The organism is Cytobacillus firmus, from assembly GCF_023715565.1.
Lineage (GTDB): Bacteria > Bacillota > Bacilli > Bacillales > Cytobacillaceae > Cytobacillus > Cytobacillus firmus_C.
On record NZ_JAMBOJ010000005.1, the window covers coordinates 1 to 17652 of the forward strand.

The following is a 17652-nucleotide window of genomic DNA, read 5'->3' on the forward strand; positions in this document are numbered from 1 at the left end:
AAATCGATGTGGAACCAGTTTTTGGATTCTTGAAGGCTAATTTGCGTTTCACCCGGTTTTCTGTACGCGGAAAATTGAAGGCGGAAAACGAAATGGGTCTCGCGTTAATGGCAGTGAATTTAAGGAAATTCACTGCCAAAAAATAAGAATTTAAAGAATTAATACCCTGAAATAAGAGAAAGGTGAATTTGAGCGCACTCAAATTCACCTTTCTTACTATCTGAAGCTAGTTTTGTCCCAGCCCCATTTATATTAAAGAGTGTCCCCCATCACTTTTTCTGACATATAATCATCGAGAGGATTCGGTTAATTATCCTTATGCGGGATCAGGCCCTGTTTCCATTCACTAGTCCCCCTCAAAAAAAATACTGTCCAACCATGAGAAAAGCTCTAGCTATAGTACTAGAGCTTTTCTCATGTCAGCCAATCCGCCATTAAGTCATTTACTTCCATACGGGCAAAAAACTCCTGCCGCTTTTACGCAAAGGCTCTTTTCGTATAAATTGTTGTTTTTTCGCTTATCAATGTTGTCCGTTGATTGGAGTGAGAGGATGCTCAGCGAACCACGGGGCGGGCGGTGAGCATCCTCGACGCTACGAGTCTGGTGGGGTCTCACCTGTCCCGCTACTCCCGTAGGACGTTGAATAGGCTACCTTGAGTAGACACCGCACGAAGAAAATGCGAATGCATTTTCGAGGATCTCGCACCTTCCACTCCAATCAACTCTGTAAATATAATATAAATAGCAACAAACTTTGCGAAAACAGCCTACGCAAATATATAAAAAGACACCAAGTAGGCATATTGTCATTCAATTAATTATACTGAAAAAATTAAGTATAAAGTAATGTTCCATTTTATTCTAAATTTTACAATAATAAACCTAGGAAATTTTTTAGACGCATACCCGAAATTTGAAAGGAGAATATATGAAAAATAATATATTTACAAAATTATTTCTTGGAACTGTCTTACTATTCATGACTTCCTGTACTTCTGCTACACAAACGCTGCCCGAGAAAAAGGATTCGGATAAGAGTGAGACCCATTGGTCTTACAATGGAGATACAGGTCCGGAACATTGGGGAAGAATCGATGCATTTTCTGCCTGCGCAGACGGTACAGAACAGTCACCAATCGACATTGAACTAACTAATGAACAGACCGGTAAAACTTTAAGTGAAATTAAAATCAACTATAGCCCCACAGCTTTTACACTTATGAACAATGGCCATACTATACAAGCTAATGATGCTTCCGGCAGAAATAACATAATTGTAAATGATGAAGAGTATATACTGAAGCAAATGCACTTTCATAATCCCAGTGAACACCAGCTTAACGGAAATAATTTTGAAATGGAAGGACATTTAGTTCATCAAAACAAAGAAGGACAGTTGGCTGTTCTTGGATTTCTTATTAATGCTGGAAATGAAAATAAAGTACTTGAAGAAATCTGGGCTGCACTTCCACAAGAGAAAACGGAGAAGGATGTTATTTTGGACAAGACTATAAACCTTGAAAACTTATTGCCGAAGGAGAAAAAACTCTTTAGCTATAACGGATCATTAACTACACCGCCTTGTTCTGAGGGAGTAAAATGGTTCGTTTTAGAGCAGTCTATTGAGCTGTCGAAAGAACAAATTAATGATTTTGGTTCTATCTTCCCTAATAATAGCAGGCCAATTCAGCCTCTTAATGAAAGAACAGTTTCTGAATTAGAGTGAAAGGTTTGCCTTGCACCGGTTAAAAGCGAGGAACGTAAATTTGCCTGAAATACTCATCAATCTGCACATTGGACGAGAATCTTTGAATAATGGTTTTTTCGATAAATCTAGCTACGAGCTCCAGTCAGTCCATCATTAAAAAGAACAGATAACAATTTTAAGGGTGTCAATCCGTTTATCGGAGGTTAATGCTGCCATGACAAAACACGCATGGATTCCTTTACCCATGCGTGTTTCCATTCAGCCAATATTTGTATTTTTATTCAGTATTGTCTCAATACTATCTCCTTGCAAAACCAAACGACTATTTTGGAGTTCCTCGTAAAATAGGCAATAACTTTTTTCTGTATTATTACACCACACCCATACGATTACGATAACTGTATACAATTGTTGAGCCGCAGCTCAGAAATTTACAATAATAGGATTATTAGTCACTTATCCAAAAGGTAACATTGAATAATTATAAAAAATAAATCGTTTTTATACATTTTTGTGTTTAATTTATATTTTGAATCAGTTATAATGAAATTGGTCGAACTATTCAAACAGTTGACCCCCTATTTTTGAGCTTAGAGCAATCTAAGCTCTCTTTTTTCCAAATACAGTCTACAATAAAATAAGAAGGACTTAGTCAGTTTTATATCGCGAAGAGGCAACTGTAATTGAGTCTTTTCATTCGAATCATAATCAGAGGAATTTCAGTATGTTAGTCTTTAGATGAAGTAAGAGAACGTGTACATCAATTTGTGATGTTTTATAACAGAGAGTATCCGATGAAAATTAGGCTACCGCACACCAATAGAATTTGGTGATATGGCAGCCTAAGCTTATGTCTTATTATTACTGTCTCGTATAACTAGGTCAGTCTAGGAATATAGTTTTTCATTTCATACACACTCTTACTTACAGCGAGCACTTTTTGCACTTATTTGGCTTGCTCTGCTTTTCTTTCATCAAGACTATTTGGCTTTAATGGTAATTATTTTACTTGCCGTGTTATCAGCTTTATCAGCAGCCTGAACGATAATTGTATTAATTCCTTTTTTTAATTCAACTTGATGATGGAAATTTCCTTTTGAATCTACTTCAACATTTTCTCCTTGTAAGAGGACTTCCTCCAGATAATCGTCTTTTACGGTACCCTGAATAGTCACACTTTGACCTATTTCTTTCTTGCCGTTAACTTTAACATCTCTTATTATAGGATTTTTTTCATCTAAAATAATGTTAACCGGTGAGGAAACATCCGTGCTTCCATCTTTTGTCCATCCTGTTGCAGTTATCCTATTCCCTCCATCCTTTAATTTGAGGGATAGATGGAAGGTACCATCCTTTTTGCTTGCCCCAGATGCTGCTTCTTTGCCATTGTTTTGTATTTTCACAGTGTGTGAAGAGAAGACAGTTCCTTTTACCTGTACAGTTGCTTTATTGGTAAACGTATTATCTAACGGCGTCTCGATTACAGGAGCTGGAATCGCATTGTTCACGATCGCTCTTATCATCATATTCCCATATTCAGGTTCCAAATTATTCGTCCATTTTCCATTAAACAGATCCCAATTCCGGTCATGAAAAGGACCATCATGGTCACTATAAAGACTTGGCGAGGTACCTGCGGACGATGCATCAGGCTGTATATAGACTAGAAAGAAATCTCCTGTAACAAAAATATTTTTATCCGTTAAATCTACATGCGTCCACTCTCCATCTGTCCGTGCATCAGCATTAAATGGGCCTGCGATTCTTATTCCAGGAGCTCCATTTGGACCAGAGGAATCGTATACAGCAACTTGAAACCGAGTTGATCCTTCAGAAGGAAAATTGGTATTAATTTTGAATAGTCCACCTGTTACCCACGATTTTGTAATTCCTTTTTCCAGAGACATTCTAATACCAAAGCCATTATTAGCACCTCTCCAAAACCAGGAATTTTCTCCAGTTCCATCATCATAACCGACTTCTCCAGGAAAGCCTATATATCTCTTCAGTTCAATATTCTTTTTCGTTTTTTTCCTAGGCGATATTGTAACAGAAAGCTCTTTATATACATAATTGTTTTTGAACACATGTAACGTATAGCTGCCTTCAAAAGCAGTCAGCGTAAATCGGCCTTTACTGTCTGTTTTCACCGGGGTGATGGATGCATCCTCAACTAATGAAAGAACAGCGTCCTTAAGAGGCTTCCCAGTAGCTATGTCTTTGACAATCCCCTGGATCGTTCCGTTTGCTAAGGGCTGCAAATTGAAGTCTGATTGGACGATACCATTCTCTGGAATTGAAACGAGCTGTTCTTTGGAATGAAAACCATATGCTTCTGCACGTATCTTGAAATCCCCTGGATTATGCATCATTACATACGTGCCATTAGCGGGATTAGTCGCTACAGAATACCCTGAATCTAGTAGTGTTACTTTTCCCCCGATTGGCAATACATTGGAATGAATTGTTGTATTTTCAACATATGCAGCATTCGGGGCCAATACAGTGTTGTCAGCACTCTCTTTCACATGGACCTCAATATTTTTGTTATTTTCATCTATCGTCTGTTCTTCGGTTATTATGCCTGTTTTTTCAGATAACCCGATATCATCTAAATACCAACCTAAATACTCTCTTGTTTCAAAGCCTGTTAGGATAGCATTCATATAAAAACTGATATAAATCCGCTTTCCAGCGTAAGCAGTAAGATCTACCTCCGCATCAGTCCAGTCTTCTGTTGAGTACTCTATCGGAATCTCATGATGAGACTTAGTTGGTTCCGTTCTATAAAGCCTTTCCCAATTCTCACCATCTAAAGAGACTAGAACTGCACCAAAGTCTGTAGATTCTCCCACTCCATCCGGACTAAAGTCATACCATTGCTTAAACTGCAAGTATGAATTCTTGCCATCCGGGAGGTCTATTGGAGGCATGTGAAGAAGAGAAGCCGAATTAATCGCATGCGCTCCATCCACATTTGTACCATATACCCTTTGTCCGGAATAAGCCTTATCTGGTCGTTCTACAGGAGCTCCCCATTCCCAATCGTTATGAATCCCCTCAGAATACCAGCCTTCTGGAAAGGATTCAAAATCATGAGAATACCCAATGGTGATTGCAGGCTTAACTTCTATTTCATAGGTGGAGGAGGTGACTTCATTTTCTCCATAATCTACTATTCTCCATTTATACAAAAATGTACCATTCCTTATATCTTCACCTGGTATAACTGCCTGATAGGTTCCCTTTCTATAGTCTCCAGCCGTTCTATCCGCTATTATTTTTTTCCACTTCTGATCTACTAAATACTGAATTTCTACAGACCTTACACTTATGTTATCTTGCGCTTCAATAGTTAATGGTAAATCGACCTGGTCGAATATAAATTCTCGTGATGTATGCTGATAAGTAGGATTGACTGCATCTTTTCCGTCATAGACAACTTCGCCTTGAATCATTCCGGTTCCAGAATTTATTGATGTAATTGCATTATATGCATTGACAAATCCGTGCCCAAATCCATAGTTTGGAGAAGCGGAATAATCTGAGTCTGTTAATGGTATTGCTGTTTCCATCATAATTTTTTCTAGCTGCTCAATTGTCAGAGAGGCATTTGCTTGTTTTAATAATGCCACAACTCCTGCAATATGAGGCGTCGCCATAGATGTACCACTCATAAGCTCGTAGTCATTAGTAGGTACAGCTGAACGAATAGACACACCTGGAGCAGAAACATCCGGTTTAATATCGTCATATGGAGATGGCCCTCGAGATGAAAACCAAGCAAGTGAATTCTGTTCATCTGTTGCTGCAACAGCAAAAGACTCGGGATAATTTGCTGGATTGGAAATCGTCCCCTCAACTGGACCGCTATTGCCAGCCGCAAATACTGGGAATATATTAGCAGACCTCCAATTTTGCACCATAGGAAGATACCATTCATCCAGATTTGCCCCTCCACCCCATGAGTTGTTTACTATATCTGGGGCCAATTCAGGATGTGGATTACCTTCCGCATCTTTTGGAGCCAATATCCATTCCCCAGCCTCGAGCAAGTCGATATCTTTACCGCCTACCTCAGAGAATGCTTTAACCGCAATCCATTTTGCAGCAGGCGCAACACCAATTTGGTTGCTTCCATCAGATTCCGAACCAAGAATTGTCCCAACCGTATGGGTACCATGTTTTAAATCATCATATGGAGCTTCTTCTCCATCAATAGCATCAAACCAGTTCACTTGATGTTCCGGCTGACTTGGCTGCATTGAATTATAACCCCGGTACTTTTCCTTTAATGCGGGATGATCCCATTGAACTCCTGTATCAATGCTCGCGACCACAATGCCAGAGCCGTCGATTCCCATATCCCATACTTGTGGTGCACCGACTCTTTTCACTCCCCATTCCACAGTGGATGCGGTTTTATTGGAAGGTATCACCTTAGGAGTAATAGGTGCGAACAGTTGACGTGTTTCATTTGGGAGCACTTTTGCTACCTCAGGATACTTTGCGAGTTTCTCCATCACATTTTCCGTTGCTGTCACTGCGATAGCATTCACAATATAGAAGGATTGGAAGTTATTTACATTGCCTTCTGATTTTGATTGCTCCAGGAAATTCATGATCTCAGCCTGTGTCTCTGTTGCCTTATTTCTTAATGAGGATACAATGGCAGAGCGAACATGAAGGGTTGCAGCTGCAGGGGTTTGTTTCTGTTTATTCGCTTTTTCAGCTTCAATCATTGCAACCTTATTCGTATCCACTTGATCCTTTAACTTAATTAGGAAGGTCACTTTATCTTGTTCCTGAAATTGTTTGGTTACTTTTGAATTAATCTTATTAGTCTCTGAAGTAATATCAAAAGCAGACCTTGGTAATCTTTCTTCATATTTAACTCCTGCTTTTGTGTTAGTTGGTAGAGCAAGGTTTAATAAAAGAATGAAAGATAATAGGGAAATTAAAGTGATTTGAATTATGCGGAATCGTCTTTTCAAAATGACTGATTCTCCTCTCAATATTTTTTAGTTGCAAAATCTGCTAAAGTAACAGGCTCAATAAAAAAACCATGATTCATTCCTCCTTTAGATACACTCAAACACTAGACATAATAGTAGATAAATTCTGAAATTTAAACAATACAATATTTTTAATGAAAATCATTCAAAAATTAGATGATTCCCTATAATTAGCCATAAAAAAAGAATGGATTTGACACATCTGGTGATAAATTAACATGAAATACAGAAATCCCCTGACATTAGTTGTCAGGGGTAAGTATTTTTTCCTTGCATAGTATTAAGACGCTTCTAGGAGCTCAGCTTACCGAGTCTGAGATGCCCTCCTACTACTCTAGGGACAATTGAACGAACAACTACTCATATAATGAGAAATGCTGCCGCGCTAGATTTTCATGACGGATTTTTTTCCTTAATATACTTCATAAATAATTCGATAAAACCTCTTGCAGCTGTACCTAAATACTTTTGTTTATGGTGAACAATAGTGATTTCTCTTTTAATCGTAGGATTGATAATTTTTATTACTTTTAGTCCTTCATCTTCCTGAGAGATGAGGGTACATGAAATAATAGCGGCACCAATTCCTCGCTTCACTACACTTAACATCGATCCTGAGTCGGTTGATTCAATGACTGGCCTGAGTTCCATTCCAAAAGATATACAATCATCCTCAAGGGATTGCCTAAACAAGTGACTTTTAGGGTTTAAAATGAGGGGGATATCTTTTAACTCCCTAAAATCTATTTCTTTTTTTTCATTCCACTCATGGCCTGCCCGGACTGCTAAAAAATACTCATCCTCATATAATGGAATATATGTCAAGCTTTCATCTGAGGATTGCTTCAGAGTCAGAGCCAGGTCTAATTCGTTTTGTTTTACCCTCTCCGTCACATCATTAAATGAAATTATTTTAACCCGAATGTCCGGATACTTGGCATGAAATGCGATTGCAACCATTGATGCAAGGTGATTTAAATCTCCTGGAAGGGTACCGATAACTAATTTTCCTCTTTTATTTTTTTGAAGCTCTTCTATCTGTTCATTCGCACAATTTAAATTCTGGAATACTTTTATACAATGTTCATGAAGGATTTTACCTGCTTCTGTAATTGCGATTTTTTTCCCCAAACGGTCAAATAATCGAACACCCAATTCATTTTCCAAAGCTTTAATTTGATAGCTTAAAGTAGGTTGTCCAATTCGAAGTTTATCAGCAGTCCTAGTAAAATGCATTTCTTCACAAATTGCCATAAAGTATTCTAATTGCCTTAATTCCAAAATATTTTCACCAACTTTGCGCTAGCAATTTTATCGGGGTATTAATGTAAAACTGATCGGAAGCAAGACTAAAATTCTTGCATAACTCAAGTTGTATTCCATTTAATCTATAAATAAATTGGGATCAGTCTTTGTTGCTGTTGTTGTATGTATTCATCCCTCGCACTTACGATTTTTATCTGCATATCATCTCCTCATCTGCAAACTTAACGCCAATATAACGACTTCATGCTTCCTTTTGTGACAAGGAAGCATGAAAAATAAAATAAATTTAAATCCAACTGGCTTACTTGACGCTGGAAAGTTTTCGGAGATGCTTTATACTTCCTAACACCCATAACAAAATCGGAACGAAAATATAGATCATTGGATAAAGGAAACCAATTAAATACATTGTTTTAAATTCGTATCCAATGCGAATATCATATGTACTATAAATAACAAATGCCATCAATACCAGCACCGTGACGCAAGCGATGAGCTTCCAATTCCTATATCCGGTCCACTCGGCTAATCCATAGCTAAGGATGAACAAGACTACTGATAACTTTATAAATGCACCCAAGACCCAGAAGGTAATATAAAGGGCATCGATATTTTGAATAAAATCCAGAATGGATACAAGCTTCGTAATCGAGTATACTGGAACGACCATTTCAGCGGTAATATTTGGTCCGGTTATAAACAGGAGAGACAGTGTGGTCAGTAACCCCCAAAGCATAGCCACCGCAGTTCCCCAAAAAATCCCTCTTGCTGCAGTGCGTTTATTTTCAGCAAAGAAAAAGAGCATGAGAATGATCGAAGGATCGATCATATAGTTGAATGAATATAAAGTACCCTTCAAAATATTTCCCCAGCCCGAATCCACAAAGACTGGCAATATTCGATTTAAGTCCATCTCCTGTGGACTTAATATTAACTGGATGAAATACAAAAAGATAAAAAAAGGGCCAATCACCTCTGCGCAGCGGCTAATCGCTATAATCCCACCCTTAAACATGACATAGACAATCAAAAACAACATGCACAGTAAAATAATGGTCATCGGCATCTCGTGCAGCAGTACTAGGTTTTGAAATTCAGTGATACCTCTTGTTATGGTAGACATTTGTATAAACCAATGTATGAAATAAAAAGTGACTAGTGTTTTTCCAAGGAAGGTGCCTAAAAGATCCTTCATAAACTCTACTAACGTTTTGTCTTTATTTTGATTGCATACTTGAAGCATGATCCATGTAATAGCCATCATAATCATGCCTCCAAGGAAAATGGAAATCCATGCATCCTGGAACGTATGTTCAGCAGCCAGCTTGATAGGGACATAGGAAAATAAGATGATGGAAGAGATACTAATCATCCAAAATAATTGATAACCGGATACCTTCATCCTTCTATTCCCTCCGTATACTCATTTACTGAATCTTTTTCCACTCGTTCCAAGCGACCTTATCCTAATTTTTGCCTTTACTGTAACGTTCGTTTCCTTAAAGTTATCATCCCATTCGTCCTTTTGTGATTTCCACCAATATGGAAATTCACGATGCAGGTGTTCTCCTATACCAAAAACATCAGGCCCTAATTCCTGCACTTTATCTACAGTTTGCTGTAATTCCTTTTGAACTTGCTCGTTAAGGTACTTCTGTACTTCTACAATGTTTTCTACTTCGTACAAATCCAATGGTGTTGTATTTTCAAGCAGATAGGCCTGCGCCTTTACGGTTAAAATAATGTGATTCGGATCTTCGCCTTTTACAGAATGTATTTGCCGTTTGAGCCTGCTAAACCTAAATGATAAAGCGCCTTTTCCGTCCTTCCAGGGAATCGTGATGCCCTGAAATGTTCTTTTCCCTGCCATCCAGGCCGCTTCTGAACCTTCCACATCATCCAGAATTCCACTGACTTTAAGATCCTTGTTCATAACAGCAAAGCCTGACAGTAATCCTATTGACTGCTTCTTATTACTGCTCACTTGAATTTCTTCAACATTGAATACCGGAATCAAGGGTCTGTATCCATCTGAAAGTATGTCAATAGCAAGCTGTTTGGATGTGAATTTACTCATTCTGCTCAACTTCATTTCTTTACCAGCTGCGACGCTGGACAGATGATCCATCGGGTGTCCTTGCATAAGAAAGTCCCTTGCATTTCCGCCTTTTATCATAATCGTAATGTCTCTTAGATTGTTTGCAGGATCCCTGTTTAGCTTATCAAATAATTGGCTTACATCATGCTTTTCAAATAGTTCTTCACTAAGAGCAATAAGGATGCGATGATTTTCCATTAATCTGCGGGACATCTTTCTCTGAATCTTCCGGTTGGCTTCAATAATATCTTTGCCTTTGGCCGATAAGACAATAAAACTTTCTGAGCCGCTGGAACTGCCTCCCCCTTCACTTCCACTGATCTGTGAAGGAATGACAATTTGATGGCTAACCTCGATTACACCGCTTTCATCATGGTCCAATGCCGTGCCGATAACGAAAGCTAATTGGTTCGGTTCAACAAAATTCTCACAGCCAGAGGCTAAAATGAGTAGAAAAAACGATATAAAAGTGAATATAATCCGTCGTCTCATTTTACACTCTCTTTCTTCTGTCTGTTCTTACTCCATAGTGGTGAGCGGATTACGAGGTTTTTAATTTTTTTGCCATCAAACGGGGCTACCGGACTGAAATAGGGAGTTCCAAAAGACTCAAGTGTAACAAGATGAATCAATAAGATAATAATGCCAAAGGCAAATCCGAAGAAACCGAGTGCACCTGTAATAAACAACATAAGGTAGCGAATGATTCGAAAAGGAAGTGTCGCACTATATCTAGCAATAGTGTATCCCGCTACGCCCGTTAAAGAAATCACAATGATAATTGGCGTCGATATGATGCCAGCTTCTACAGCTGCCTGTCCAATAATGAGAGCCCCTATTATGCTCATTACGGGACCGAGCCGGTTTGGAAGATGAACGCCGGCCTCTTGCAATCCGTCAAATACGACCATCATAAGAAATACCTCAAAGAAGGTCGGGAAGGGTGAATTCTCTCTGGCTGCAGCAATACTGAACATTAGCTGTCGCGGTACCATCTCAGGGTGGAATGTCGTTAGCGCGACATAAATAGCAGGTAAAGCGAAAGAAATGAAGGTCATCAAGTACCGTATGATTCTCGTCAAAGTAATGAACACAAATCTCTCAAAAAAGTCGTCTGCTGATTGCAGTCCCTCCCAAAAAGTAAAGGGAAGAATAAGGACAAATGGCGTTCCATTTGTAATGATGGCGACCTTTCCTTCTAATAAACAAGCTGTAACAATATCCGGCCTTTCCGTATTCTGAATTTGTGAGAACATGGATAAAGGATTATTTTCAATCCACTCCTCTATATAAGCTGAGTCGATTACTCCGTCAGCATCAATCTTTTCAAGCCTGGTTCTAACTTGTGATATGACACTCTCATCGGCGTGCCCTTGTATGTAGGCAAGGACAACTTCCGTTTGCGTATAAGTTCCTATCGTAGAGGATTCCATCTTTAATTGCGGATGAATGATCCTTCGCCTAATCAGTGAAGTATTTGTTCGAATACTCTCGACGAAAGCCTCCTTTGTTCCGCGCAAGGTTGATTCCTTTTGTGATTCTTGAATGCTTCTCTTCTCGAAATCCTGAACCTGAGCGATGACCGCAGAAGTTTCACCATCAGCCAATATAACAAGACTTCCCTTCAGTACATGCTGCACTAATTCCTCCAAGGACCTCTCAGACTTAACATTTGTAAGTGGAACCCATTCGCGTCTAAGCATCTCAGACAGTGATTCAATTACATCAATCCCTGACGGCAATCCGCTGAAAATGAGAGGTTTTAGAATATTTTCCTCTACACTCTGCACCTTGGTCAGTCCTTCTAAATAAATAAATAAAAGAATGGTTTCATTCTTTAATACCAGCGTGCGTATTACAATGTCTGACGAACGGTTAAATTTTTCTTTCAGGTATTTCTCATTCTCTTGGATAGATTTGCTAATGAAACGCACGACTGATCACTCCAGCTGCTTCGGATTCCTTGGGTATTATAACCATTCCCCCCAGAAATATGCGGGAGTTGTGCTATTTAGATATAACAGCAGCATAGTGTGAAACAAGCACATATTAGCAGCAAAACAGGAAATGTTATGTACTAATTTCACAAGCTCTCCTATCTTTGTCACAAAATCTGTTCTCTGCTCGTTCTATAGTTGTAGCCTCTGCTATGAATCAGCAATTTATAGATAAAGAATGGAAGTGAAACAATGCTAGAGATGTACAAGCAATATAAACCATTGCTGTTTAAGCTTGCCTATCAGCTGACAGGAACTGCTTCAGACGCAGAAGACGTTGTGCATGATGTTTTTTTGAAATTATATGAGGTACCAAAGGAGAAGCTCACTGAGCCTAAAGCCTATCTTTGCAAGATGGTTACAAATCGCTGTCGTGATATACAAAAATCAGCCCGAAAAAAAAGAGAGCATTATTTTGGAGAATGGCTGCCGGAACCCCTCCTGAATTCGACTATAGATTCAATGGAATCCGTCGAGCGTGACGATCTTCTGTCTTACGCTATGATAGTACTGCTTGAAAGACTGACGCCAACAGAGCGTGTTGTCTTTGTCCTTCGTGAGGCACTTGGATTCGACTATCCGGAAATTGCAGAGACCATTGAAAAAAGTGAGGTGAACTGCCGGAAGCTCTTTAGTCGTGCCCGTTCAAAAATGGGGATTACCTCTGAAGAACTTATGCAAACTGAGATAACTTCTAAAGAGCTAATTGATGATTTTCTGGAAGCACTAAAACAGGGAAACATGAAACAGATGGTATCAGTGCTGGACCAAAACATTGTACTTGTATCAGATGGCGGCGGGAAGGCAAGGGCTGCCGAATATCCAATTAAAACACAAGATCTCGTAGCCCAATTTCTTCTTGGACCTTTACGCAATGTGTCAATGATTGAGGGGACTCCATATATTGAAACCGCACAAGTTAACGAGCAACCTGCTTTCATTCTTCGATCCAATGAGGGTATTCATACTTTGGGGATCATACACGCAGAGGGAAATCTAATACGCAATATCTATATAATTCGAAACCCTGATAAACTACAGAAATTATGATCTAGAGGATTAATAGAATTATTATACAAGACCCGTAAGATAGCCATTTCAAATGGATTATCTACGGGTCTTGTTGATTTTTTATTATTTCATTGAGTCTATTAAAGCACCTGACCCGTACTGACGTAGTTAAGAATTAAAGTCCAGCTTTTGTCAATCCAAATGCAGTGTCAGCTGATCCAGGAACCGTTTTGAAAGCAACGTTAATGCGGTTCCACGCATTAATTGCCATTACCGAGAAGGTAAGATCTGATATTTCCTTTTTTGAAAACTGCTCTCGAACATATTCATAAATACTATCAGACACTCCGTGTTCAGGCATCTTTGTTAAAATCTCTGTCCATTCCAGCGCAGCTCGTTCGCGTTGGCTAAACAAGTTGGATTCCCGCCAAATAGGAGTATGATATAGGCGAAGCTCCGTCTCACCATGGATTTTTGCCTGCTTGATATGCATATCCAGGCAGAAGCCGCACCCATTCAATTGTGAAGCTCTAATATGAACGAGATGAAGGGTTTTTTCTTCAATAGAACTTTCCTTTTCTGCGTTGCTCAGTGCCATCATTTTATGAAAGAATTCTGGTGATTGCTGCATATAATTAATTCGCTGTGTCATATCTGATATACCCCTATTCTTTATTATTAATTGATATTCTACTGGAATAAAATCTAGTTTAAGGAAAAATCGACCCATTCATGATGTCTTTATACAAAACAATATTATTAATTCTAGTTCATTAATTACTATATAATCGCTACTTTTCATCTTTCACCTGCCTCTCTTAATCTAGCTCATATATATAACGATTCTGTGATTTCTTTTGTGACACTTAATTCTTTAAAAATGCGCGCACTATAAAGGGCACCTATTTTCATTTAACATTTATTACCGTTTGCTGAGAGTATACTTAAGAACCCAGTTATTTTTAGATTTTTAGTGCATAAACATCAGTATCGAGCAACAGGAAAGAGGGATAGCCATGTCCTTTATCGGATTTGAACTGATAGCCAAGAGAGCATGGACGATTTTGCCTGGCCACACTTTTTCGATGTCCATTTTATGGAACAAAAAAAAGATCCCTTCCTCAATCGGAAGAGATATCTATCATGAATCAGGACTGATCCTCCCTGATAAAAGAATTACAGCTACCGGGAGAATCCATTATCTATCTGATCATACAAGAAATCACTATGAACCCCTCCAAACAGCACCTTGTAAGCTTATTAGCCGTCCTGATTTTCCCTTGGATGATCTTAAGATTGAATTGCTTGCGCCGATGAAAGGGATTATGGAACCCATTCATCAAACGGCCGTTCTTTTCTTGTGGGGCGAGGAAAACAATCTGTTAAGAAAAACAGAGCTCCACCTGGATCCCCAATCAATTAAAAAGATCCCTCCTGATCAATATTTGATCGATCTCTCATTTTTGCTGGGAAAAATTTAATCTTGGAGCATTAAACCAATATCGGCGTTAAGAAATAAACTATTAAAAAGGCTGTCAAAATACGCATGACGATTCCTAATAAAGCCGCTCCCATTGCCTCCTTTTCACTAAGGTCAGAATTAGCTGCCCATATAACCGGAATTTGACCAAAGATAGTAGCCAAAGGCAAACCGGATGAAGCTAATACGAAGGAGCCGATGACCAAACGCGGATCCAAAGAACCCGCAACTTCCGAAAGCTGGGCCATTGCCAGCGCCGGGCTAGCCAATATGGAGAGAATTCCGGTCTCAGGATGAATATTTAGAGCTAACAAAACGGCTGATAAGCCGGATTCAAATTTTGACCATATGCCAATGTAATCCAAAACCCCAATTGCAGCAAACACGACAGCGGCAGCCGGTATAATGAGAAGGAATAAAAGCTCTGCCCCCTCCCTGGCTCCATTAAACAAAGTCGGGAGAAATCCAGTCTTCGGTGTAAATTGGGGCAGTTTTGCAATTTGGACAGCTTTCGTATCCCGGTAAATGGTTTTAGAAAGCAGAAACGGGACAACAATGACAGGCATGAAAACAGCCAGCACGACCACGATAAAGGCATTGGCCCCTACTGCCGTTAGTGCAACCATGCCTAACATAAATGTAGCAAATGACTGTTGGGATTGAACCATGGTGGCTACCGCTATTTTCTGCTCTGCTTTTGTTGCTCCTGAACGGATCAAGATCGGTCCGGCAATTTTCCCGGCAGCATTAATATCACCAAGAATATTATATATACTTGGAATGATAACCGCTGAATTGACTTTCATCAGTTTTGTAACAGGAATGAAGATCCGAATTAGCGCATCCGTAAATCCCAGCCTTTCCAGTACCCGGCCAATAATGACACTAACAATAATGGAAACCCCTACCGTACCGGTTAAAAATATCCCTACGATAACCGGGAAAACTTGATCGACAATGGAAGTAAATAACCCGGCTAATGTACCTGGCGTGATTAACAATACGAGCAGTGAGAGGATGACTAAACCAAGACCGACTGCTTCAACCCTTGTCCATTTTCTCGTTAAAGGAATCGGGACACTGTTCTCCTCTATTTCTAAATTCTCTTGGACTAACGATTTAACCTCGCTCATTTACCTTCACTCCTTTTTTATAGTGTATGGACAGCCGTTTTTTTCAATAGATACCCCTCAGCCATTTCCTCTGCATATTTCTTTAACTGAGGAGCTCCCATTTCATTTAGGGATATGCTTGTCACACGTTCCCGAAAAACAACTACTTCAACATCAGGCAGCAGCCTATCCAAGGCGTAAGCTAAAGGTAATCCATTTTCGAGTATTTCTAATACATGGCAATTTCCGATAATAAAATTAAGACCTAACTCCTTAGCTGTTTCGATAAGCGGATGTCCATCATAAACCCGGCTAATGCTAGCGAGAACTGTGTCAGCCTCCGGGTGTTCCTGGATTGCTAGGCGCAAATGTTCAGGGGAAAATCCGGTATGCGGGAAAATATGCACAATATTGTTCACGGGGCTTGTCTCTTCTCCATGAGCAATTCTCCCGCGTGTCACTATACTCGTTTCAGACAAAGATGGACTATTGCGTATTTCCTTTTCAGTATGTAACAGTTCCTCTTCAACTTTCAGACCCATAAAATTGTCCAGCCGAGTTAACATATCACCCAGCGTTTTCACCTCGGGGAGTACTTTCCCTGCATAAAAAATGTTTCCGTGTACTCCTCCATAAGAAACCTCAGTCCGGTATACCTGATGGCCGTGCAAAAAAGGAATGCCGGGATGTAATCCATGGAAAGCTTCATGCAATTCAAATGCGGCGACATTATACAAATCCAGATAGTTTTTTAAGATTACTCCACCTGAATTAGCCGCTTCCGCTATCGGATGATGAGCAACAATGGCATCGACACCAGTAGCGCCGGCAAGTTCGATGCATCCTTCTGTCATGGTCATAGCAACTGCTACTTTTTTGACTTCTTTTTTCATATCACCATAGACAAGACCAGGCGTTTCAATGATCTCTTTTCCGGGAATGTTGGAAGACTTCATAATGACAAAGGGATGCTCACCTCTCGTAATGTCATTTAGAGATTTAACCACTCTTCCTCCTGTCAACTCATCCAGCGCAATCAATACATCTTCTACTGTTTTCATAATGTTGGTTCCTCCTCTATTTTTTTATAAAAAGGCTCTTTTCGTATAAATTGTTGTTTTTCGCTTATCAATGTTGTCCGTTGATTGCAGTGAGAGGATGCTCAGCGAACCACGGGGCGGGCGGTGAGCCTCCTCGACGCTACGCGTCTGTGGGGTCTCACCTGTCCCGCTACTCCCGTAGGACGTTGAATAGGCTACCTTGAGTAAACCTTCCACTACAATCAACTCAGTAAATATAATATAAATAGCAACAAACTTTGCGAAAACAGCCTATAAAAAAACCGTCAGCACAAAACAAACAGACGGTAGTCTGAAAGCTTGCACTGACGGTTTTAATGCACTCTTAAGAGTTCAATGGACCAGTCACCAGTATTTAGTTACCTGGAAATATAGGCACTTGTATCGCGATCCAGGGTAATGATAGTACCCGAAAGTTCAGTTAAGGGATCATAGTCCTTTAATATAGAAAGTACCTTCATCCCATATTTTTCTTCAAGGACATTTCTTAAATGTTCCTTATAGCTATCTATGATGGCAATGTCAGTCATTCGGGTTACAAAGCGATTAATCTCGTCCAAATGTTTAAGAGATGGAATTCTCTTATGATTGGCGAAAATTAATATCTTATCCCCCAAAAACTCGACTCTTTGACTTTTGACACCGATGTTAAACAAAAGAAGATTGATATTGTTATAGTCCTTGATCAGTTCCTGTTTAAATGGGCCAGCAGTCCAACTCATTCACTCACACCATCTTTTTGAAATTTCAGAATCCTTAGATAAATAGAATTTAACATAGTTAATTCTATCTGTAAAGTGTTTATATTAAAAATTGCTAGCTAAAATCAACCTGGAGGGCTTAGCACATTAGTCAGCTGGACCTATTATTTCTCCCGCTTTACCC

13 protein-coding genes are annotated in these 17652 nt (G+C 39.4%); 4 read left to right on the forward strand and 9 right to left on the reverse strand.

Annotated elements, in window-relative coordinates; all coding sequences use genetic code 11:
- Nucleotides 1-146 (forward strand): transposase (locus M3205_RS02820; RefSeq protein ID WP_251168627.1); only part of this gene is annotated, 146 nt, incomplete at its 5' end.
- A gap of 783 nt (nt 147-929) precedes the next feature.
- Nucleotides 930-1727, forward strand: coding sequence for a carbonic anhydrase (locus M3205_RS02825; RefSeq protein ID WP_251168545.1), 798 nt, complete (start codon nt 930-932; stop codon nt 1725-1727).
- A 962-nt stretch (nt 1728-2689) separates the two neighbouring features.
- Here M3205_RS02825 and M3205_RS02830 read toward each other — a convergent pair.
- The 5 genes from M3205_RS02830 to M3205_RS02850 all read right to left on the reverse strand — a co-directional run bounded on the left by M3205_RS02830 (nt 2690) and on the right by M3205_RS02850 (nt 12022).
- Complete coding sequence (locus M3205_RS02830) at nt 2690-6703, reverse strand: S8 family serine peptidase (RefSeq protein WP_251168546.1); 4014 nt, start codon at nt 6701-6703, stop codon at nt 2690-2692.
- A 414-nt stretch (nt 6704-7117) separates the two neighbouring features.
- Entirely contained in the window at nt 7118-8005 is an 888-nt protein-coding gene (locus M3205_RS02835; RefSeq protein ID WP_251168547.1) for a LysR family transcriptional regulator, read from the reverse strand.
- 286 nt (nt 8006-8291) lie between these two features.
- The gene (locus M3205_RS02840) at nt 8292-9392 is read right to left on the reverse strand and encodes a GerAB/ArcD/ProY family transporter (RefSeq protein ID WP_251168548.1); all 1101 of its coding nucleotides are present in this window, start codon (nt 9390-9392) and stop codon (nt 8292-8294) included.
- A gap of 21 nt (nt 9393-9413) precedes the next feature.
- The gene (locus M3205_RS02845) at nt 9414-10580 is read right to left on the reverse strand and encodes a Ger(x)C family spore germination protein (protein ID WP_251168549.1); all 1167 of its coding nucleotides are present in this window, start codon (nt 10578-10580) and stop codon (nt 9414-9416) included.
- Complete coding sequence (locus tag M3205_RS02850) at nt 10577-12022, reverse strand: spore germination protein (protein WP_251168550.1); 1446 nt, start codon at nt 12020-12022, stop codon at nt 10577-10579. The genes M3205_RS02845 and M3205_RS02850 overlap by 4 nt, the downstream gene beginning before the upstream one ends.
- 255 nt (nt 12023-12277) lie before the next feature.
- Here M3205_RS02850 and sigJ point away from each other — a divergent pair, with 255 nt between their 5' ends.
- A complete protein-coding gene (sigJ, locus tag M3205_RS02855; RefSeq protein ID WP_251168551.1) occupies nt 12278-13135 on the forward strand; it encodes an RNA polymerase sigma factor SigJ in 858 nt (285 codons plus the stop codon).
- A gap of 136 nt (nt 13136-13271) precedes the next feature.
- Here sigJ and M3205_RS02860 read toward each other — a convergent pair whose 3' ends face one another.
- Nucleotides 13272-13748 (reverse strand): carboxymuconolactone decarboxylase family protein, encoded by a 477-nt coding sequence (locus M3205_RS02860; protein ID WP_095245136.1) that lies wholly within the window; start codon nt 13746-13748, stop codon nt 13272-13274.
- 364 nt (nt 13749-14112) lie between these two features.
- On the opposite strand from M3205_RS02860, the gene M3205_RS02865 reads away from it, so the two are divergent.
- Complete coding sequence (locus tag M3205_RS02865; protein ID WP_095245137.1) at nt 14113-14577, forward strand: hypothetical protein; 465 nt, start codon at nt 14113-14115, stop codon at nt 14575-14577.
- A 10-nt stretch (nt 14578-14587) separates the two neighbouring features.
- On the opposite strand, the gene M3205_RS02870 is transcribed toward M3205_RS02865, so the two are convergent.
- From M3205_RS02870 to M3205_RS02880, 3 genes are all read right to left on the reverse strand, one after another.
- A complete protein-coding gene (locus tag M3205_RS02870) occupies nt 14588-15709 on the reverse strand; it encodes a hypothetical protein (protein WP_095245138.1) in 1122 nt (373 codons plus the stop codon).
- A 17-nt stretch (nt 15710-15726) separates the two neighbouring features.
- Nucleotides 15727-16749: a Nif3-like dinuclear metal center hexameric protein gene (locus tag M3205_RS02875; RefSeq protein WP_095245139.1), complete on the reverse strand. Its 1023-nt coding sequence runs from the start codon at nt 16747-16749 to the stop codon at nt 15727-15729.
- A gap of 377 nt (nt 16750-17126) precedes the next feature.
- Nucleotides 17127-17489: a Na-translocating system protein MpsC family protein gene (locus tag M3205_RS02880; protein ID WP_095245140.1), complete on the reverse strand. Its 363-nt coding sequence runs from the start codon at nt 17487-17489 to the stop codon at nt 17127-17129.
- Nucleotides 17490-17652: the final 163 nt, after the last annotated feature.

Excerpts from the sequence above, each read along its gene's own strand:
- sigJ (WP_251168551.1), top strand. The coding sequence starts at position 12,278 with ATGCTAGAGATGTACAAGCAATATAAACCATTGCTGTTTAAGCTTGCC.
- M3205_RS02880 (WP_095245140.1), bottom strand. The coding sequence starts at position 17,489 with ATGAGTTGGACTGCTGGCCCATTTAAACAGGAACTGATCAAGGACTAT.
- M3205_RS02875 (WP_095245139.1), bottom strand. The coding sequence starts at position 16,749 with ATGAAAACAGTAGAAGATGTATTGATTGCGCTGGATGAGTTGACAGGA.
- M3205_RS02865 (WP_095245137.1), top strand. The coding sequence starts at position 14,113 with ATGTCCTTTATCGGATTTGAACTGATAGCCAAGAGAGCATGGACGATT.
- M3205_RS02845 (WP_251168549.1), bottom strand. The coding sequence starts at position 10,580 with ATGAGACGACGGATTATATTCACTTTTATATCGTTTTTTCTACTCATT.
- M3205_RS02870 (WP_095245138.1), bottom strand. The coding sequence starts at position 15,709 with ATGAGCGAGGTTAAATCGTTAGTCCAAGAGAATTTAGAAATAGAGGAG.
- M3205_RS02840 (WP_251168548.1), bottom strand. The coding sequence starts at position 9,392 with ATGAAGGTATCCGGTTATCAATTATTTTGGATGATTAGTATCTCTTCC.
- M3205_RS02860 (WP_095245136.1), bottom strand. The coding sequence starts at position 13,748 with ATGACACAGCGAATTAATTATATGCAGCAATCACCAGAATTCTTTCAT.
- M3205_RS02825 (WP_251168545.1), top strand. The coding sequence starts at position 930 with ATGAAAAATAATATATTTACAAAATTATTTCTTGGAACTGTCTTACTA.